Origin of the sequence: Pantoea sp. ANP04, from assembly GCF_041982285.1 — a bacterium.
Classification (GTDB): Bacteria; Pseudomonadota; Gammaproteobacteria; order Enterobacterales; family Enterobacteriaceae; genus Pantoea; species Pantoea eucalypti.
Genome location: NZ_JAUTYS010000007.1, coordinates 215193 through 234687 on the forward strand (window position 1 = coordinate 215193; position 19495 = coordinate 234687).

18 protein-coding genes are annotated in these 19495 nt (G+C 55.7%); 15 read left to right on the forward strand and 3 right to left on the reverse strand.

Features of this window, described 5'->3' with window-relative positions; translation table 11 throughout:
* Positions 1 to 82: 82 nt before the first annotated feature.
* The 9 genes from Q7C21_RS12010 to tatD all read left to right on the forward strand — a co-directional run bounded on the left by Q7C21_RS12010 (position 83) and on the right by tatD (position 8725).
* Positions 83 to 1351, forward strand: coding sequence for a tetratricopeptide repeat protein (locus Q7C21_RS12010; protein WP_375150744.1), 1269 nt, complete (start codon positions 83 to 85; stop codon positions 1349 to 1351).
* An 85-nt stretch (positions 1352 to 1436) separates the two neighbouring features.
* Positions 1437 to 2936 carry a DNA recombination protein RmuC gene (gene rmuC, locus Q7C21_RS12015; RefSeq protein WP_105100016.1) on the forward strand — a complete coding sequence of 500 codons (1500 nt, stop codon included), beginning with the start codon at positions 1437 to 1439 and terminating at the stop codon, positions 2934 to 2936.
* 75 nt (positions 2937 to 3011) lie between these two features.
* Positions 3012 to 3770, forward strand: a complete 759-nt coding sequence (gene ubiE, locus Q7C21_RS12020) for a bifunctional demethylmenaquinone methyltransferase/2-methoxy-6-polyprenyl-1,4-benzoquinol methylase UbiE (RefSeq protein ID WP_008926452.1) — start codon at positions 3012 to 3014, stop codon at positions 3768 to 3770.
* Positions 3771 to 3781: 11 nt separating this feature from the next.
* Entirely contained in the window at positions 3782 to 4387 is a 606-nt protein-coding gene (locus Q7C21_RS12025) for an SCP2 domain-containing protein (RefSeq protein ID WP_008926453.1), read from the forward strand.
* Positions 4384 to 6021, forward strand: coding sequence for a ubiquinone biosynthesis regulatory protein kinase UbiB (gene ubiB / locus Q7C21_RS12030; RefSeq protein ID WP_008926454.1), 1638 nt, complete (start codon positions 4384 to 4386; stop codon positions 6019 to 6021). Before Q7C21_RS12025 ends, ubiB begins: the two co-directional genes overlap by 4 nt.
* Before the next feature lie 109 nt (positions 6022 to 6130).
* On the forward strand, positions 6131 to 6385 hold the full coding sequence (gene tatA / locus Q7C21_RS12035; RefSeq protein WP_008926455.1) for a twin-arginine translocase TatA/TatE family subunit: 255 nt from the start codon (positions 6131 to 6133) through the stop codon (positions 6383 to 6385).
* Between the two features lie 3 nt (positions 6386 to 6388).
* On the forward strand, positions 6389 to 7090 hold the full coding sequence (tatB, locus tag Q7C21_RS12040) for a Sec-independent protein translocase protein TatB (protein WP_078805033.1): 702 nt from the start codon (positions 6389 to 6391) through the stop codon (positions 7088 to 7090).
* Positions 7090 to 7848 carry a Sec-independent protein translocase subunit TatC gene (tatC, locus tag Q7C21_RS12045; RefSeq protein WP_008926457.1) on the forward strand — a complete coding sequence of 253 codons (759 nt, stop codon included), beginning with the start codon at positions 7090 to 7092 and terminating at the stop codon, positions 7846 to 7848. Before tatB ends, tatC begins: the two co-directional genes overlap by 1 nt.
* Before the next feature lie 94 nt (positions 7849 to 7942).
* Positions 7943 to 8725 (forward strand): 3'-5' ssDNA/RNA exonuclease TatD, encoded by a 783-nt coding sequence (gene tatD / locus Q7C21_RS12050; protein WP_039658603.1) that lies wholly within the window; start codon positions 7943 to 7945, stop codon positions 8723 to 8725.
* On the opposite strand, the gene rfaH is transcribed toward tatD, so the two are convergent.
* Positions 8722 to 9210 carry a transcription/translation regulatory transformer protein RfaH gene (rfaH, locus tag Q7C21_RS12055; protein WP_008926459.1) on the reverse strand — a complete coding sequence of 163 codons (489 nt, stop codon included), beginning with the start codon at positions 9208 to 9210 and terminating at the stop codon, positions 8722 to 8724. The two genes, tatD and rfaH, sit on opposite strands and share 4 nt — an antisense overlap.
* A 240-nt stretch (positions 9211 to 9450) precedes the next feature.
* Here rfaH and ubiD point away from each other — a divergent pair, with 240 nt between their 5' ends.
* Together ubiD and fre are read left to right on the forward strand one after the other, a co-directional pair.
* A complete protein-coding gene (gene ubiD / locus Q7C21_RS12060) occupies positions 9451 to 10935 on the forward strand; it encodes a 4-hydroxy-3-polyprenylbenzoate decarboxylase (RefSeq protein ID WP_008926460.1) in 1485 nt (494 codons plus the stop codon).
* A gap of 41 nt (positions 10936 to 10976) precedes the next feature.
* Positions 10977 to 11678 (forward strand): NAD(P)H-flavin reductase, encoded by a 702-nt coding sequence (gene fre / locus Q7C21_RS12065; protein ID WP_008926461.1) that lies wholly within the window; start codon positions 10977 to 10979, stop codon positions 11676 to 11678.
* Between the two features lie 80 nt (positions 11679 to 11758).
* Here fre and fadA read toward each other — a convergent pair whose 3' ends face one another.
* Both fadA and fadB read right to left on the reverse strand, forming a co-directional pair.
* Positions 11759 to 12922 carry an acetyl-CoA C-acyltransferase FadA gene (gene fadA, locus Q7C21_RS12070; RefSeq protein WP_182630199.1) on the reverse strand — a complete coding sequence of 388 codons (1164 nt, stop codon included), beginning with the start codon at positions 12920 to 12922 and terminating at the stop codon, positions 11759 to 11761.
* Between the two features lie 10 nt (positions 12923 to 12932).
* On the reverse strand, positions 12933 to 15116 hold the full coding sequence (fadB, locus tag Q7C21_RS12075; protein WP_008926463.1) for a fatty acid oxidation complex subunit alpha FadB: 2184 nt from the start codon (positions 15114 to 15116) through the stop codon (positions 12933 to 12935).
* 187 nt (positions 15117 to 15303) lie between these two features.
* Here fadB and pepQ point away from each other — a divergent pair, with 187 nt between their 5' ends.
* Genes pepQ through hemG form a run of 4 tightly spaced genes read left to right on the forward strand, consistent with a single transcriptional unit; the run spans position 15304 to position 19287 of the window.
* Complete coding sequence (pepQ, locus tag Q7C21_RS12080; RefSeq protein WP_004571217.1) at positions 15304 to 16635, forward strand: Xaa-Pro dipeptidase; 1332 nt, start codon at positions 15304 to 15306, stop codon at positions 16633 to 16635.
* Positions 16635 to 17252, forward strand: a complete 618-nt coding sequence (locus tag Q7C21_RS12085; protein ID WP_004571218.1) for an IMPACT family protein — start codon at positions 16635 to 16637, stop codon at positions 17250 to 17252. Before pepQ ends, Q7C21_RS12085 begins: the two co-directional genes overlap by 1 nt.
* Before the next feature lie 32 nt (positions 17253 to 17284).
* Positions 17285 to 18736: a Trk system potassium transporter TrkH gene (trkH, locus tag Q7C21_RS12090; protein ID WP_004571219.1), complete on the forward strand. Its 1452-nt coding sequence runs from the start codon at positions 17285 to 17287 to the stop codon at positions 18734 to 18736.
* A gap of 17 nt (positions 18737 to 18753) precedes the next feature.
* A complete protein-coding gene (gene hemG, locus Q7C21_RS12095) occupies positions 18754 to 19287 on the forward strand; it encodes a menaquinone-dependent protoporphyrinogen IX dehydrogenase (protein WP_039658599.1) in 534 nt (177 codons plus the stop codon).
* Positions 19288 to 19495: the final 208 nt, after the last annotated feature.

A 19495-nucleotide genomic window follows, 5' to 3' on the forward strand; every position in this document is an offset into this window, starting at 1 on the left:
CAGGCAGCAGGTTTTTGTCCAGACTCAAAACCTGCTGCCGGTCGTTAATGGCGCGTAACGTCAGTGAAACCTGAGAGTGTTTATGCGCAACACCATTCCTGTCCGACGTCCTCTCCCCGGCGCGAATCCTGCCGCACTCAATGCCCGCCTGGAACGCAGTGCCGAACGTTTCCGTGCCGCCATGCAACAGGGCGACTATGCGCTGGCAGCCCAGTGCTGCGAAGAGGTGCTGCGCTCAATGCCCAACCAGATGCAGGTGCTGAGCGACTACGCCCTTTGTCTGCTGCGTCTGGGTCAGTACAATAAAGCGTACAAAATCTATCAGAAGATTTATCAGTCACCGCCCGCTGTGCAGGCTACAGCTTCTGAAACCTGGCTGGATGGCCTGACCGAAGTGTGTGGCTGGCTGGATAAAAAGGACGAAGTCGCACGTTACGGTCTGGCGTCGCTGATGCGTTCTGATGCACGTTTCAGTCAGGGGCAGCGCATGGCCTTTCCCGCTCCGCAACCTGAGCCTGTTGATCTCCGTCAGCCGCAGCAGAATGTCATTGCTTTCTGCCTGTATGGCGATCAGCCACGTTACTGCGAAACCTTAATCAAAAACGTTGAAGTCGCGCCTGAGTTTTATCCCGGCTGGGTCTGTCGCATCTATCTTGATGACAGCGTGCCGCAGCATGTCTGGCTGCGCCTTGACCAGTCGCACGTCCAGCTGGTCGATATGTCTCATGAAAAAACTTTGTATCCAACCCTGTGGCGTTTTCTGGTGCTCGACGATCCCGCGGTGAAGCGCTTTATCGTGCGCGATGCCGACTCGTTGCTCTCGGAGCGCGAAGCGGCGGCGGTTAATGCCTGGCTGGCGTCGCCTTACTGGTTCCACCATATGCGTGACTACTTCTCTCATACCGAACTGCTGCTGGCAGGGATGTGGGGCGGCTGTCACGGCGTCTTCCGGGGTGTGGAACAGGCGATGCGTGATTTCATCGCGCAGTATCAGGGTAGTGAACGCTTCACCGACCAGTATTTCCTCAAGGTAGCGCTGTGGCCAACTGTGCGCGAAAGCCTCCTGAGCCATGATGAGTTGTTTCATTTCCATCAGGCCCAGCCGTGGCCTGACCATACGCCTGTGCGCTGGAATACGCCGCATTTTCACGTTGGTAGTAATGCGGGATTTGCCAGTATGACCGGTAAAACCAGCGCCGCTGACGGTAACCGGCAGCGCGTCGCGATCACCTCCGGCGAGACAACCTGGCACTATCTGGCGCAGGTCAAAAACGGTGAATGGCTGCTGCCGATGCCGTTTTTCCTGATTGATGCGTGGCAGGCTGGAAAGCTGACGGTGGCGGCTCTGTAAGCCGCTGAGTCTGGCTAAAATTGTCTGGACATTCATACAGTGCGACTCTACCTTTTCCCTCAGCAGCCTGAGTCGCGGGGAAATCATGGATCAGCACATCATCATCAGCGCCTGTCTGGCGCTTGCCGGGTTAGGGATTGGCTGGATGCTGGCACAGTTACGTGCCGGTCATCAGGTCGCCAGTTTCCAGACCGAGCGCCGTCTGCAGGAAGAGGCGCAACAGCGCCAGCAGCAGCAAATCGAACAGCTTCAGCAGCAGACGCAGCAGCGTGAGCAGGAACTGCGTCAGCTTCACGGCGCACTAAGCGGTGCCAATGAGCGACTGCAACAGCTTGATTACTGGCGCAATGAAAGCGAACAGCTCAATCGTGAACTGCGTAATCAGCTGGAGGTTAACAGCGCGCAGGAAGCAGAACTGCGTGAAGTGACCATCCGCCTGGAAGAGACCCGCTTCGCAGCTGAAGAGAAACAGCGCCTGCTGACCAACAGCGAACAACGCCTCAGCGCCCAGTTTGAAAACCTCGCCAACCGTATTTTCGAAAACAGCGGTCGTCGCGTCGATGAACAAAACCGCCAGAGTCTGGATGGGCTGATTGGCCCGCTGCGTGAGCAGCTTGATGGCTTTCGTCGTCAGGTTCATGAGAGCTTTGGCGCAGAGGCGCGTGAACGCCACACCCTGACCCATGAAATCCGGCAGTTACAGCAGCTGAATGCGCAGATGGCGCAGGAGGCATTAAACCTGACCAAAGCGCTGAAGGGCGACAACAAAATTCAGGGTAACTGGGGTGAAGTTGTATTGGGCCGCGTGCTGGAAGCCTCCGGACTGCGTGAAGGTTATGAATATGAAACCCAGGTGAGCATTCAGTCAGAACAACAGGGCAGGATGCAGCCGGATGTAATAGTGCGTCTGCCGCAGGGCAAAGATGTCGTCGTGGATGCCAAGATGACGCTGGTGGCTTATGAGCGCTACTTCAATGCAGAAGATGAAATTGAACGTGAGCAGGCGATTCAGGAGCATGTCGCTGCCATGCGGGCGCACATCCGTCTGCTGGGCCGAAAAGATTATCAACAGTTGCCCGGTTTACGATCGCTGGATTATGTGTTGATGTTTATCCCGGTTGAGCCCGCCTTTTTGCTGGCCATTGATCGCCAGCCTGAGCTGATTGGCGAGGCACTGCAGCAGAACATCATGCTGGTCAGCCCCACCACACTGCTGGTGGCGTTGCGAACCATTAATAATCTCTGGCGCTATGAGCATCAGAGCCGCAATGCACAGCGTATTGCCGATCGGGCAACCCGGCTTTATGACAAGATGCGGCTGTTTGTCGATGACATGACCGGCATTGGTCACAGTCTTGATAAGGCGCAAAACAGCTATCGCGAGGCGATGAAAAAGCTGTCAGAGGGGCGCGGCAACCTGATTGCGCAGACAGAGGGATTTCGGGCGCTGGGCGTGGAGATCAAACGGCCCATCAACCCGCAACTGGCCGAACGCGCCATGCCGGAAAACCGGGCGGATGAGGATGCAGATGACGACAGGGATGCGGATGAGAGTGAGCCGCGTGTGAGACGCCTCCACGAATAGTATGGGCGCAGCGTGCCTGACTTCCGTGACTCTGATACACTTCGGGAAGTATTGTTTGTGGAGCAGGTAAAACCGATGGCAGATGAATCACAGCAGGAAACCACCCATTTTGGCTTTCAGACGGTCGCCAAAAGCGAAAAAGCTGACAAAGTCGCGGACGTGTTTCACTCCGTAGCGGCAAAATATGACCTGATGAACGATTTGATGTCGTTTGGCGTCCATCGTATCTGGAAGCGTTTTACCATTGACAGCAGCGGCGTACGTCGCGGTCAGCGCGTGTTAGATTTGGCCGGCGGTACGGGCGATTTGACCGCAAAATTCTCTCGCCTGGTGGGCGAAACCGGTCAGGTTGTCCTGGCCGATATCAACAGCTCCATGCTGAAGATGGGCCGCGAAAAGCTGCGCAATCAGGGTGTGGTTGGCAATGTGAGTTACGTACAGGCCAACGCAGAAGCTCTGCCTTTCCCCGATAACTATTTCGACTGCATCACCATCTCCTTTGGTCTGCGCAACGTCACGGAAAAAGAGAAAGCGCTGGCCTCGATGTTCCGTGTCCTTAAGCCGGGCGGACGTCTGCTGGTTCTGGAGTTCTCTAAGCCGGTGCTGGATCCGCTGAGCAAGGCGTATGATGCTTACTCATTCCACATTCTGCCGCGTATCGGACAGCTGGTGGCGCAGGATGCAGAGAGCTATCGCTATCTGGCCGAATCGATACGTATGCATCCCGATCAGGAGACCCTGAAAGCGATGATGAACGATGTCGGTTTTGAAAATACCACTTACTCCAATATGACCGGCGGCATTGTCGCGCTGCATCGTGGATTTAAGTTCTGAGTGAGATGGTAATGAACCTGATGCCCTTGATTACCGCGGGCCTGGAAACGGCGCTGAACCGTATTCTCTATCGCGATCGCGGCCTGAAACCGGCGCGGCAACGTCTGAATGGCAAAGTGCTGACGCTGCGCCTGACTGAGTTCTCTTATCCGCTGGTGCTGGTTTTCAGTGAACAGCAACTGGACGTGTTATCGGACTGGCAGGATAGCAGTGACTGCACGGTGATCACCTCGCTGAAAACGCTGACGAAGCTGCGCGATCGCCAGCAGCTGACGCCGCTGATTCGCAGCGGTGAGCTGCAGGTTGATGGCGACCTGCAGGTAGTGCAGCAGTTCTCCGCGCTGATGGATCTGGCTGAGCTGGACCCGGCAGAATATCTGGCTCCCTGGGTAGGCGATATCGCCGCACAGGGCATCAGTCAGCGCTCGCAACAGGCATTCCGCTTTTTCACAGGCGAAGTGCAGCGTCGCCAGGATTATCTCGGACAGGCTATCACCGAAGAGTGGCGTGTTGCGCCTGGCTCGCTGGAATTAGCCTGGTTTTCTGAGGAGGTCGACGCGATGGAACGTTCGCTTGAGGCGCTTGATGCGCGTCTGGCGCAGCTGGAGGCAAAATGAGTTTTGGAGAGATCCGCCGCTTATATCTGATCATGAAGGTGTTTCTGACCTATGGCCTTGATGAACTGATACCTCAGACACGCCTCACATTCCTGTTTCGCCTGTGGCGTCGCTCTGTTTTCTGGATCCCGAATCTGCATCAGCATGAACCCATCGGCGCACGTATGCGCATGGCGATGGAGCAACTGGGTCCGGTCTGGATCAAGTTCGGGCAGATGCTCTCGACCCGTCGGGATCTCTTCCCGCCGCTGATCGCCGATCAACTCGCGATCCTGCAGGACCGTGTAGCGCCCTTCGATGGCGTCAAAGCGAAAGCGCAGATTGAAGCCTCAATGGGCGCGCCGATTGAAACCTGGTTTGATGATTTTGATATCAAGCCACTGGCGTCGGCATCCATTGCACAGGTGCACACCGCCACGCTGAAATCGACCGGCAAGAAAGTGGTGATCAAAGTGATCCGCCCCGATATTTTGCCGGTGATCAAAGCGGACATGAAGCTGATCTATCGCCTGGCCCGCTGGGTTCCGCGTCTGCTGCCGGATGGCCGCCGTCTGCGTCCGGTCGAGGTGGTGCGCGATTATGAGAAAACCCTGCTTGATGAGCTGAACCTGTTACGTGAAGCAGCCAACGCCATTCAGCTGCGCCGGAATTTTGAAGACAGCCGCATGCTCTACGTACCGGAAGTCTATTCAGATTACTGCAGCGAAACCATGATGGTGATGGAGCGTATCTACGGCATTCCGATTTCTGACGTTGCTACGCTGGAACGCCATGGCGTGAATATGAAGCTGCTGGCTGAACGTGGCGTGCAGGTCTTTTTCACCCAGGTCTTTCGCGACAGCTTCTTCCATGCGGATATGCATCCGGGCAACATCTTTGTCAGCTATGACCATCCGGAAGATCCACAATATATCGGCATTGACTGCGGTATCGTGGGTTCACTGAACAAAGAAGATAAGCGTTATCTGGCGGAAAACTTTATCGCCTTCTTTAACCGTGATTACCGTAAGGTCGCGGAACTGCATGTAGACTCCGGCTGGGTGCCGCCCGATACCAATGTCGAAGATTTCGAGTTTGCGATTCGTACGGTCTGCGAACCGATTTTTGAAAAGCCGCTGGCTGAGATCTCCTTCGGACATGTGCTCCTGAACCTGTTTAACACAGCACGCCGCTTTAACATGGAAGTGCAGCCGCAGCTGGTCCTGCTGCAAAAAACGCTGCTTTATGTGGAAGGGATTGGCCGTCAGCTCTATCCTCAGCTCGATCTGTGGAAGACAGCCAAGCCGTTCCTGGAAGAGTGGATTAAGGATCAGGTCGGTCTGCCGGCCATTATCCGTGCGGTGAAAGAGAAAGCGCCATTCTGGGCTGAAAAGTTACCCGAGCTGCCCGAGCTGTTTTACGACAGCCTGCGCCAGCACAAGCTGCTACGGCATAGCGTCGATAAATTGGTGGGTGATATGCACGCACAGCGCGTTCGTCACCATCAGGCACGCTACCTGTTTGGCGTCGGGGCAACGTTGCTGTTAAGCGGAACGGCTGTACTACTCACCCGACCGGACTGGGACTTCTTCCCGGCGGTGTTAATGGCGGCGGGAATCGTCTCCTGGTTAATCGGCTGGCGTAAGACAAACTGATTGTCACGTCCGTCTAAAAAAAGGTAATGTCGCTGGCTCAGGCCCGGTTGAAAAGGGCACTCTGTGGTGCATTACCTCATCGTTTTCACAGAATATTAGAGGCTATCTCATGGGCGGTATCAGTATCTGGCAATTGGTAATCATTGCCGTCATTGTTGTACTTCTGTTCGGTACCAACAAATTACGTAATCTGGGTTCGGATTTAGGTTCTTCGATTCGTGGCTTCAAAAAAGCCATGAGTGACGAGGACGATAAAAAGGATCAACCGAAAGAGCAGGATGCTGACTTCGCGGCCAAAACGCTGGCTGATAAACAGCACACTTCGGCTACCAAAGAAGACACCAAGAACGACAAGCAGGTGTAAACCGTGTTCGATATTGGTTTTAGTGAACTGGTATTAGTGTTCGTTATCGGGCTGATTGTACTCGGCCCGCAACGTTTACCGGTTGCGGTGAAAACCGTAGTCGGCTGGATCAGGGCGATTCGTTCGCTGGCAGCCAATGTGCAACATGAACTGGCGCAGGAGCTCAAGCTGCAGGAGCTGCAGGACAGCCTGAAAAAGGTGGAAGAAGCGAGCCGCGGCACGCTCTCACCTGAGCTGAAAGAGTCGATGGAAGAGCTGCGTAAAACGGCGGATTCAATGAAACGCTCGGTCAGTCAGAGCATCGACATTGAAAAAGAGGAAGACGAGGCAAACACCATTCACTCGGCCCAGCACAGGCCCGTGTCTCATCCTGCTTCAGAAGCAGGAGACGCATCTGAGTCTGGCACGGCGGAACTTTCGGCGACACCGGCTACCGCAGAACATCAGGCCAGCGCGCCAGCACAGGCCCCTGCTCCGGTTTCAGACGCTGTCACGGCTGTGCAACCTGCTGCGGCACCTTCCGCTGTTGCCACTGCCCCGGCACAGGCTCCGTCAGCCGTTTCATCCGCGCCGGCTGTGCAATCTTCTGCCGCACCTGCCGCCGTGGCCAGCGCACCGGCACAGGCGCCTGCGGTTGAAGCCGCCAGACCGGCCAATACTGCGCGACATTCCGCTCCACCCTCTTCTGCAAGTGATGAACGATAATGGCCGTTGAAGATACTCAACCGCTCATCAGTCATCTGATTGAGCTGCGTAAGCGACTACTGAATTGCATGATCGCAGTATTAGCGATTTTTCTGGTGCTGGTTTTCTTCGCCAATGATATTTACCAGCTGGTCGCGGCACCTCTGATTAGCCAGATGCCGGTTGGATCGAGCATGATCGCGACTGATGTCGCCTCACCGTTTTTCACCCCGATTAAGCTGACTATCATTGTGTCGGTGTTTCTTGCGGTGCCAGTGATCCTCTATCAGGTCTGGGCATTTGTCGCTCCGGCGCTATACCGGCATGAGCGCAGGCTGGTTATGCCACTGCTCTTTTCCAGCACTTTCCTGTTCTATTTCGGCGTAGCGTTTGCCTATTTTGTGGTCTTTCCGCTGGCATTCGGTTTTTTCACCAAAACCGCGCCGATCGGCGTCACCGTTGCGACAGATATTGCCAAATACCTCGATTTTGTCATGACGCTGTTTATGGCATTTGGCGTGGCGTTTGAAGTGCCGGTGGCGATTGTGCTGCTGTGCTGGACCGGCATCACCAGTCCGGACGATCTGAAGAAGAAACGTCCTTATATTCTGGTGGGTGCCTTCGTCGTCGGGATGTTGCTCACACCGCCGGATGTTTTTTCCCAAACTTTGCTCGCTATTCCGATGTACTGCCTGTTTGAAGTCGGCGTATTCTTTTCCCGTTACTACGTGGGTAAAGGCCGCCGGTCACAGGATGAGGACGAGAACATCGACTCCTGATGCCGACCGCGTTACCGTTACCCGCACAGGCGGGAAGCGATCAATCCAAACCGCCCTGATGGGCGGTTTTTGTTTATAAACTGTGGGAAAAATTATGTTTGATATCGGTGTAAACCTGACCAGCACGCAATTCGCCTCCGACCGGCAAAAGGTGGTTAAACGCGCGCGTGATGCGGGCGTCACCGGCATGCTTATTACCGGCACTAATGCGCTGGAGAGCCAGCAGGCTCAGCGGCTGGCTGAAGCGCAACCCGATTTCTGCTGGTCTACCGCGGGCGTTCATCCTCATCATGCCAGCGAATGGTCCACGGACATTGCCAGTACCCTGCGTCGACTGGCTGAAAAACCGGAAGTGGTGGCTATCGGTGAGTGCGGGCTCGATTTTAATCGCAACCTGTCGGCGCATGAGCAGCAGGAGTATGCGTTTGATGCACAGCTGGCACTGGCGGCGGAACTCAACATGCCGGTGTTCCTTCACTGCCGTGAAGCCCATGCACGTTTCGCCGCGGTGCTTGAACCCTGGCTGCCAAAATTGCCGGGTGCGGTGATTCACTGCTTTACCGGCACGCGTGATGAACTTGAAGGCTGTCTGGCCATGGGATTATCCGTGGGGATCACGGGCTGGGTGTGCGATGAGCGTCGTGGTCTGGAACTGCGAGAGCTGCTGCCACTGATTCCGGCCGATCGTCTGCTGCTGGAAACCGATGCGCCGTATCTGCTGCCACGCGACATGCGTCCGCGCCCGACTTCACGCCGGAACGAACCCTGCTTTTTACCGCATATTGTGCATCAGGTGGCGACATGGCGTGGGGAGAATGCTGAGGAACTGGCGGTCCGCATTGATCAGAATGCGCGGACGTTGTTCAGACTGGCTTAAAGCTTGCGGAACTGCTTGTTATCCACACTGCGCATCACCTGCTTGTTCAGCAGATTAAGCAACAGAATCGAGCGTGTTTCACCATCCGGCTCGGCAAAGATGGCGCGCAGCCCCTCAAAGGTCCCTTCAGTGATAACCACTTCGTCGCCGCTTTGAGGGGTTTCCGGATCAAGCAGGATTTGCGGGACATCAGTCTCCAGCGCTTCAATCACGGCCGATGGCACGGTCGCAGGTGTGGTGCCGAAGCGCACAAAGTGGCTGACACCGCGCGTGCTGCTGATGGTCGTGGTGTGAATCGCTTCCGGATCGAATTCAATAAACAGATAATTTGGAAACAGTGGCTCACTCACCGTGGTACGTTTTCCGCGCACGATCTTTTCCAGAGCGATCATCGGACTCAGGCAATGCACTTCCTGCCGCTCCAGATGCTCCTTCGCGCGCAATAGCTGTCCACGTTTGCAATAGAGTAAGTACCAGGATTCCATAACTGCTCCCATTGAATGGACGCTAAGAATAGCAAACCTGCTGCCAGAGTTATAGCGCAGGGGCAGGGTAAAGCGTCCTGCAAAGAAAATAAACTGAGACTTTTCTTAACAGGCCGGCTGGCAGGTGAAAAGGTAACTGAAAATTGACGTCTGCTTAAGAGGCTGCACTATAAACCTCAGCATATCCGCTTAATCAGACCTATAATGGCCGATTCACTCTGGCCGGAAAGCTAAAGCCGCATGAAATATCACGATTTAAGAGACTTTCTCGCGCTGCTCGAACAGCGCGGTGAGCTAAAGCGCATTACCCAGTCGATCGATCCCGAACTGGAAATGACCGAAATTGCCGACCGTACACTGCGCGCCGGTGGTCCCGCCTTGCTGTTTGAAAACCCGAAAGGGTACGACATGCCGGTACTGTGCAATCTGTTCGGCACGCCAAAGCGCGTGGCAATGGGCATGGGCCAGGAGGAGGTCAGCGCACTGCGTGAAGTGGGTAAACTGCTGGCCTTCCTGAAAGAACCGGAGCCGCCAAAAGGCTTCCGCGATCTGTTCGATAAAATGCCGCAGTTTAAGCAGGTTCTGAACATGCCGACCAAACGGCTGCGTAATGCACCCTGTCAGGAGGTGGTGTTCAGTGGCGATGACGTTGATCTGACGCGCATTCCGGTGATGAAGTGCTGGCCCGGTGATGCGGCACCGCTGATTACCTGGGGCCTGACTGTGACGCGTGGTCCCCATAAAGAGCGGCAGAATCTTGGTATCTATCGGCAGCAGGTGATCGGCAAAAATCGTCTGATTATGCGCTGGCTGTCGCACCGTGGCGGTGCGCTTGATTATCTGGAGTGGACGAAAGCGCATCCGGGTGAGCGTTTTCCGGTGTCGGTGGCGCTGGGTGCCGATCCTGCCACCATTCTTGGTGCCGTGACGCCGGTGCCTGATACGCTGTCAGAATATGCGTTTGCCGGTTTGCTGCGCGGCAATAAAACAGAAGTGGTGAAGTGTCTCTCGAACAATCTCGAGGTGCCTGCCAGCGCTGAAATCGTGCTGGAAGGATATATCGAAGCGGGCGATATGGCGCCGGAAGGCCCTTACGGTGACCACACGGGCTACTACAATGAAGTAGATAGCTTCCCGGTGTTTACTGTGACGCATATTACGCAGCGCCATAAGCCTATCTATCACTCAACCTACACTGGCCGTCCACCGGATGAACCTGCGGTACTGGGTGTGGCGCTGAATGAAGTGCTGGTGCCGATTCTGGTGAAGCAGTTCCCGGAGATCGTGGACTTCTATCTGCCGCCAGAGGGTTGCTCATACCGCCTCGCGGTTGTGACAATTAAAAAGCAGTACGCAGGGCATGCCAAACGTGTCATGTTTGGCGTCTGGTCGTTTTTACGGCAGTTCATGTACACCAAATTTGTTATTGTGTGTGACGATGACGTTAATGCGCGTGACTGGAACGATGTGATCTGGGCGATCACCACGCGTATGGATCCGGCTCGCGATACGGTATTAGTGGAAAATACCCCGATCGATTATCTCGATTTCGCCTCGCCTGTGTCCGGGCTGGGATCGAAGATGGGGATGGATGCGACCAACAAGTGGCCGGGTGAAACGCAGCGCGAATGGGGTACACCCATTGTGAAAGACCCTGCGGTCACCGCGCGCATTGATGCCATCTGGGATGAGCTAGGTATTTTTGATCAGCCGCCACAGCGTTGATGGCGAGCACAACCATAAAGACGACCCGACAGAGGGAACGCATGACAACGTTAAGCTGTAAAGTAACTTCAGTTGAGGCGATTACCGACACGGTCTATCGCGTTCGCCTGATCCCTGAAGCGGAATTCAGTTTTCGCGCGGGACAGTATCTGATGGTAGTGATGGATGAGCGCGACAAGCGTCCGTTCTCACTGGCTTCAACGCCGATGGAAAAAGATATCATTGAGCTGCATATCGGCGCGTCCGATCTGAACCTCTATGCCATGGCCGTTATGGATCGCATCCGTAACGATCGCCAGATCACGGTTGATATGCCGCACGGCGACGCCTGGTTGCGCGAAGAGAGCACTAAGCCGCTGATTCTGATTGCGGGCGGCACCGGTTTCTCCTATGCCCGTTCAATTCTGCTTACCGCGCTGGCGGAACAGCCAGAGCGCGATATCGCCATTTACTGGGGCGGACGTGAGCTCAAGCATCTGTACGATATGGACGAGCTGGATGCGCTGGCAGTCAAGCACCCGAACCTGAAGGTGATCCCGGTCGTCGAGCAGCCCGAAGCGGGCTGGCAGGGTCGGTCAGGCACAGTCCTGACAGCCGTGATGCAGGACTTCAGCACGCTGAGCGAGCATGAGATCTACATCGCCGGACGGTTTGAGATGGCGAAGATTGCCCGCGATCGTTTCTGTGCCGAGCGTGGCGCCGTAGAGTCACAGATGTATGGCGATGCGTTTGCCTTTATCTGATTCCCGGTAGCAGGCTGTAGCAGACAGAAAAAACCCGCCGGTTAACGGCGGGTAAATCTGACAAAGTAAGACTCAACGTATTACAGACGCTCGAATACGGTCGCAATCCCCTGACCCAGTCCGATGCACATGGTAGCGAGTCCGAAACGGGCATCGCGTCGTTCCATAATATTCAGCAGTGTGGTACTGATGCGCGCGCCGGAACAGCCCAGCGGATGGCCTAAAGCAATCGCACCGCCATTCAGATTCACCTTTTCATCCATCAGCTCCAGTAAACCTAAGTCCTTGATGCAGGGCAGCGTCTGCGCGGCAAAGGCTTCGTTCAGCTCAAACACGTCGATATCACTGACGCTTAGCCCCGCCCGTTTCAATGCCAGTTTGCTGGCCGGAACCGGTCCGTAGCCCATAATCGACGGATCACAGCCAACCACTGCCATGCTGCGGATGCGGGCGCGTGGCGTCAGCCCCAGTTCACGGGCGCGTGATTCACTCATGACCAGCATGGCGGCTGCACCATCTGACAACGCCGACGACGTGCCCGCCGTGACGGTGCCATTCACCGGATCGAAGGCGGGTTTGAGCGCCGCCAGTCCTTCGGCGCTGGTCTCCTCGCGGATCACTTCATCAAAGTCATAGCGTTTAAGAATGCCGTCGCTGTCGTGTCCATAAGTGGCGACAATCTCAGTGGCGAAGTCGCCGCGCTGGGTGGCCTGCCATGCGCGCTGGTGCGAACGCAGGGCAAACGCATCCTGCTGCTCACGGCTGATATGATGCATACGTGCCAGCATCTCGGCAGTTAAGCCCATCATGCCTGCGGCTTTGGCGACGGTGCGTCCCAGGCCGGGATGAAAATCCACACCGTGATTCATCGGCACGTGCCCCATGTGCTCCACGCCACCGATCAGGCAGCACTGTGCATCGCCCACCATAATGGCGCGGGCCGCATCGTGCAGCGCCTGCATTGACGAACCGCACAGCCGGTTAACGGTAGTGGCCGGTACAGAGTGCGGGATTTCGGCCAGCAGCGCGGCGTTACGCGCGATATTAAATCCCTGTTCCAGCGTCTGCTGTACGCAGCCCCAGACGATATCGTCGAGCGAAGTCGGATCCACTGCCGGGTTGCGGCTCAGAATTTCGCGCATCAGGTGCGCAGAGAGGTCTTCAGCGCGCACGTTCCGAAAGGCTCCGCCTTTTGAACGTCCCATTGGCGTGCGCACCGCATCAACAATCACCACATTTTCCATCTTTTTGCCCTCAGGCGCTTTTCAGCGCGGCTTCATCAATCGGTTTAGCGGCGGGATACCAGCTTTCATGCTGATGGGCTTTCTGCACCAGCAGCGCAGGCAAGGCATAGAGCCCACCGAGCGCGCTATAGCGGCGTGCCTGATCGACCACATTGCTGTTGCCAAGGGTATCGAGATAGCGGAATGCGCCGCCACGGAACGGCGGGAAGCCAAGGCCGTATACCAGCGCCATATCTGCTTCAGCGGGTGAGGCGATAATCTTCTCTTCAAGGCAGCGCACCACTTCATTCAGCATCGGCAGCATCATGCGGTTCAGGATCTCTTCGTCACTGAAGACCCGCGCGGGCTGACAGACCTGTTGCAGCAGTGTGTCCACCTCTGCATCGGGCACTTTCTTCAGCTTGCCTTTTTTATCCTCTTCCCAGCGCCAGAAACCTTTGCCATTTTTCTGGCCAAAACGACCGGCATCAAACAGCAGGTCAATCGCATCACGATAGTCATGCTTCATACGATCCGGGAAACCGTCCGCCATGACGCTTTGCGCGTGATGTGCGGTATCGATGCCTACCACATCCAGCAGCCAGGAGGGACCCATCGGCCAGCCGAACTGTTTTTCCATTACTTTATCAATCTGGCGGAAATCAGCGCCGTCGCGGAGCAGCAGGCTGAAAGCGGCGAAGTAGGGGAACAGCACCCGGTTAACAAAGAAGCCGGGACAATCATTCACCACGATAGGGGTTTTGCCCATTTTGCTGGCCCAGGCCACCACTTTACTCAGCGTGGCTTCACTGGTTTTCTCGCCACGAACCACTTCAACCAGCGGCATACGTGGCACCGGATTGAAGAAGTGCATGCCACAGAAGTTTTCCGGGCGTTGCAGCGCCTGCGCCAGCTGGCTGATAGGAATGGTCGAGGTATTGGAGGCCAGAATCGCGTCTTCACGCAGATGCTGTTCGGTTTCAGCCAGCACTTTGGCCTTGATCAGCGGGTTCTCAACCACGGCTTCCACCACCACATCGGCCTGATCAAAACCGGCATAATCGAGTGTGGGCTGGATAGTGGCGATCACACTGGCGAGTTTGTTGCCGTCGATTTTGCCGCGTTCTAACAGCTTATTAAGTAACTTACTGGCTTCGTTCATCCCCAGGGTTAGCGCCTGTGGGTTGATATCTTTCATTCTGACCGGCACGCCTTTCCACGCAGACTGGTAGCTGATGCCGCCACCCATAATGCCTGCGCCCAGTACTGCCGCCTGAGCGGGGGCGCCGCTTTCGCTGCCACGCTTTTTCGCCAGGCCTTTGACGTACTGGTCGTTAAGGAAGATGCCGACCAGAGCGCGAGCTTCATCAGACTGCGCCAGCGGCACAAACGCCGCGGTTTCAAGTTTCAATGCATCGTCACGGCCAAGGCTGGCCGCCGCTTCAATGGTTTTCACTGCCATCAGCGGGGCGGGATAGTGTTTACCTGCAGTCTGCAGCACCATCGCTTTCGCAATAGAAAAGCTCATGGCTGCTTCAATCGGGCTGAGTTTCAGCGGAGCCAGTTTCGGTGCCCGGCGCGCGCGCCAGCTGCCATCAGTGGCGGCGGCTTTGAGCATGGTGATCCCCGCCTCGCGCAGTTTTTCGCGAGCGACCACGGCATCGACCAGACCGAGTTTCAGGGCGGCATTGCCATCAACATCTTTGCCCGCCGCAATAATTTCCAGTGCACTGTCGGCACCCAGCAGGCGTGGCAGCCGCACACTGCCACCAAAGCCAGGCATGATGCCAAGTTTGGTTTCCGGCAGGCCAATGCGGGCGTCCGCAGTAGCAATACGCAGATCGGTTGCCAGCACGCACTCACATCCGCCGCCCAGCGCATAGCCGTCAATGGCGGCCAGGGTCGGCACGGGTAAATCTTCCAGACGATTGAAGATGCTGTTGGCATAGCTCAGCCACTGGCTCAGCTTTTCGGTGGGTGCATTAAACAGTGAAAGGAACTCGGTGATATCCGCACCCACAATAAAAGCAGGTTTAGCGGAGCTCAACAGCAGGCCGCGAAGATCTGGCTGCTGCTCCAGCACTGCAATTGCCTCGCCCAGACTGGCGACAGTTTGCGTATCAAGCTTGTTGACTGAGCCTGCAGCGTCAAAAACCAGCTCGGCGATACCATCGTCCAGCCAGTGAAGTGTAAGGTTAGCGCCTTGGTAGAGCATGTGCGTCTCCTGAAACCGCGAAAGGTGATCTGGTCATACCAGATGATCGTGAGTGTGGGAGGGATGTTAATTATTTGCAAACTGCTCTTTGCTTATTTGCTAACAAGATCACAGCCGTGTCGACATCAGCAACTGCGCAAGGGGTATGCTAAACTTGCGGCCATTTCGCGACACTGGAGAGACGTCAATGGATTCACTGAAGACCTTGTATCACGCGCACATCGCCACGTTGCAACAACGGGCGCAGCAGGTGCTGGCACGCAATAAACTGGATGCGATGTTGATCCATTCCGGTGAGTTGTTGACGGTGTTTCTGGATGACCACACCTATCCGTTTAAGGTGAATCCGCAGTTCAAGGCCTGGGTGCCGGTGACACAGGTTCCCAACTGCTGGCTATGGATTGATGGCGTGAACAAACCGAAGCTGTGGTTCTACTCTCCGGTGGATTACTGGCATAACGTTGAACCTCTGCCGGATAGCTTCTGGACTGAAGATGTCGAGGTTATCGGCCTGAAAAATGCGGATGAGATTGCGCAGTTGCTGCCTGCACAGCGTGATAATGTCGCTTATATCGGCCCGATCAACGCACGGGCAGCACAGCTTGGTATCGCCTCCGGCAATATCAATCCTAAAGCGGTGATCGACTTCCTGCATTTCCATCGCAGTATCAAAACAGATTATGAACTCGCCTGTCTGCGCCAGGCGCAGAAGCTGGCAGTGGCGGGTCATCGCGCAGCGAAAGAGGCGTTCTCGGCGGGCTTAAGCGAGTTCGATATCAACCAGGCGTATCTGACCGCGACCGGTCATCGCGATACCGATGTGCCGTACGGCAATATCATTGCGCTGAATGAACACGCTGCGGTGCTGCACTACACCCGGCTGGATCATCAGCCGCCGGCGAAACGCCACAGCTTTTTGATTGATGCGGGCGCTGAGTATCTTGGCTACGCCGCCGACCTGACCCGCAGCTATGCGGCGCAGAGCAGTTCGCTCTATGCCAGAATGGTTGAGGCGATGAACGCGGAAGAGCTGGCGCTGATCGCCACGCTGAAAGCGGGCGTGCGCTACACCGATTATCATCTTCAGATGCATCAGCGTATTGCGAAGATGTTGCTGAAGTTTGAGCTGGTGCAGGGCATCAGCGAAGAAGCGCTGGTGGCTGAAGATCTGACCGGGCCGTTTATGCCACACGGGCTGGGGCACCCACTGGGTCTGCAGGTGCATGACGTAGCGGGTTTTATGCAGGATGATCAGGGCACGCATCTGGCCGCGCCTGCGCAATATCCTTATCTTCGCTGCACCCGCGTGCTGCAACCGGGCATGGTATTAACCATCGAGCCAGGCTTCTATATTATTGACTCATTACTGGCACCACTGCGTGCAGGCCGTTTCAGTCAGCACTTTAACTGGCAGGCTATCGATGCACTTCGGCCTTATGGCGGAATTCGTATCGAGGATAACGTGGTGATCCATGCGCATCGCGTTGAGAACATGACCCGCGATCTGCATCTGGCCTGATGGAAGCCTTTAATATTCCTGCGGTGCCCGTGAGCAGCAGTGAGGAGACGATCAAAAAGAGTCGCTTCATTACGCTGCTGGCGCACACCGAGGGGGCAGAGGCGGCGCGCGCCTTTGTCCAGCAGGTCAAAAACGAGCATCCGGCTGCCCGGCATCACTGCTGGGCATGGGTCGCGGGCGCGCCGAATGATTCTCAACAGCTCGGCTTCTCTGATGATGGTGAACCTTCGGGTACAGCAGGGAAACCGATGCTGGCGCAGCTGATGGGCGCGGATATTGGCGAGATTACTGCCGTGGTGGTGCGTTACTACGGCGGCATCATGCTGGGAACCGGCGGCTTAGTGAAAGCCTATGGTGGTGGCGTTCAGCAGGGGCTTAAGCTGCTGCCACGACAGCGCAAAGTGCCGATGAAGCTGTTCACTCTGCAATGTGACTATCCACAGCTCAGTGATGTTGAACGGCTGGTACAGCGTTTTGACGGTAAGGTGACCGACAGTCAGTTTCAGGATCGCATTGCGCTGACGCTGGCTGTACCTTACGGACAAATCGACGGTTTTAAAAAAAATCTGTCAGACTTTAGTCGGGGTGCATTATCGCTGATCCCGCTCACACCCTGATGTTCATCTCTATTATTTAAAGGAACGGCTGAATGCACTTTCGCGCCATTACCCGCATAGTCGGTCTGCTGGTGATCCTCTTTTCAGTGACGATGATTTTGCCCGGCCTGGTCGCATTGATTTATCGCGATGGCGCGGGGCGGGCGTTTAGCCAGACCTTTATGATGGCGCTGGTGATCGGCTCGCTGCTGTGGTGGCCGAATCGCAAAAAGAAAACCGAACTCAAACCGCGGGAAGGGTTTCTGATTGTCGTGCTGTTCTGGACGGTGCTGGGCAGCGTAGGGGCCATGCCCTTTATCTTTGCCGAACAGCCCCATCTTTCCGTGACGGATGCGTTCTTTGAATCTTTCTCTGGCCTGACAACGACCGGGGCCACTACGCTGGTGGGGCTGGACTCGCTGCCTAAAGCCATTCTCTTCTATCGACAGATGCTGCAGTGGCTGGGCGGTATGGGGATCATCGTATTAGCGGTGGCGATATTGCCGATTCTGGGCGTCGGGGGCATGCAGCTCTATCGCGCTGAAATGCCGGGGCCGCTGAAAGACAATAAAATGCGGCCGCGTATTGCCGAAACAGCGAAAACACTCTGGCTGATCTATGTTCTGCTGACGGTGGCCTGTGCGCTGGCATTGTGGCTGGCAGGCATGCCGGCCTTTGATGCTATTGGTCACAGCTTCTCGACCATCGCGATTGGCGGCTTCTCAACCCATGATGCCAGCATCGGCTATTTTCACAGCGGCACTATCAATACTATCGTGGCGGTGTTTTTGCTGATCTCAGGCTGTAACTACGGCCTTCACTTTGCCATGTTAAGCGGGCGCAATCTGCGCGTGTACTGGCGCGATCCTGAATTCCGCATGTTTATAGGCGTTCAGCTGACGCTGGTGTTGATCTGCACGCTGGTGCTCTGGTTCCACAATGTTTACGACAGTGGCTGGCAAACGCTGAACCAGGCCTTCTTCCAGGTCGTTTCCATGGCCACCACGGCAGGATTCACGACCGACAGCATCGCACGCTGGCCCTTGTTCCTGCCGGTGCTGCTGTTGTGCTCCGCCTTTATCGGCGGCTGTGCCGGTTCAACCGGCGGTGGCCTGAAGGTTATCCGCATCCTGCTGTTATGCAAGCAGGGTAACCGTGAGCTTAAGCGTCTGGTTCACCCGAATGCGGTCTACACCATTAAGCTGGGGAATCGGGCGTTGCCTGAGCGTATCCTTGAGGCCGTATGGGGATTCTTCTCAGCTTATGCGCTGGTGTTCCTGGTCAGCATGCTGGCGATCATTGCCACCGGTGTCGATGACTTCTCGGCATTTGCTGCCGTTGCCGCGACCCTGAATAACCTCGGGCCGGGTTTGGGGGTTGTGGCCGATAACTTCACTTCAATGAATGACGTGGCGAAATGGATTCTTATCTCCACCATGTTATTCGGGCGTCTCGAGGTATTTACCTTGCTGGTGCTGTTCACGCCTACTTTCTGGCGTGAATAATTAATAAGGATGCTGATATGAAAGCGCTGATTCTCTATTCCACCCGCGACGGACAAACAAAGAAGATTGCCTCTTCTATAGCCGAGATGATCCGTCAGCACCAGCCATGCGATGTGCTGGATATTCAGGATGCCGCTCTGCCTGACTGGGCGCAGTATGATCGCGTGCTGATTGGCGCCTCTATTCGCTACGGTCATTTCCAGCCGGTCGTCGATAAGTTCGTAAAGCTTCACCTCCCTGCATTGCAGCAGCGTACCAGTGGTTTCTTTTCGGTAAACCTCACGGCGCGCAAACCTGAGAAACGTTCTCCTGAAACGAATGCTTATACGCAGAAGTTCCTGGCCAGCTCGCCGTGGCAACCTGATTGCTGTGCCGTGTTTGCGGGCGCGCTCTATTATCCGCGCTATCGCTGGTTTGATCGCGTCATGATTCAGTTGATTATGCGTATGACTGGCGGTGAGACCGATTCCACAAAAGAAGTGGAGTACACGGACTGGCAGCAGGTACGCACTTTTGCTAATGATTTTGCACAGTTACCAGGCAAATCGTAGCGAAATAGCGCGATTTGATGAAAATTACTGCGAACAGTAATCTTTTCGCAATAAACACTTGTCAGTCCGCGCGAACTCCCTATAATGCGCCTCCATCGACACGGAACACCGGCAACGGGAAGCGGGTTGAGAGGCACAGGAGACTGCGCCGCCGGAGAAAAACTTCTGAAATAGAGGTTGACTCTGCAGGAGGAAAGCGTAATATACG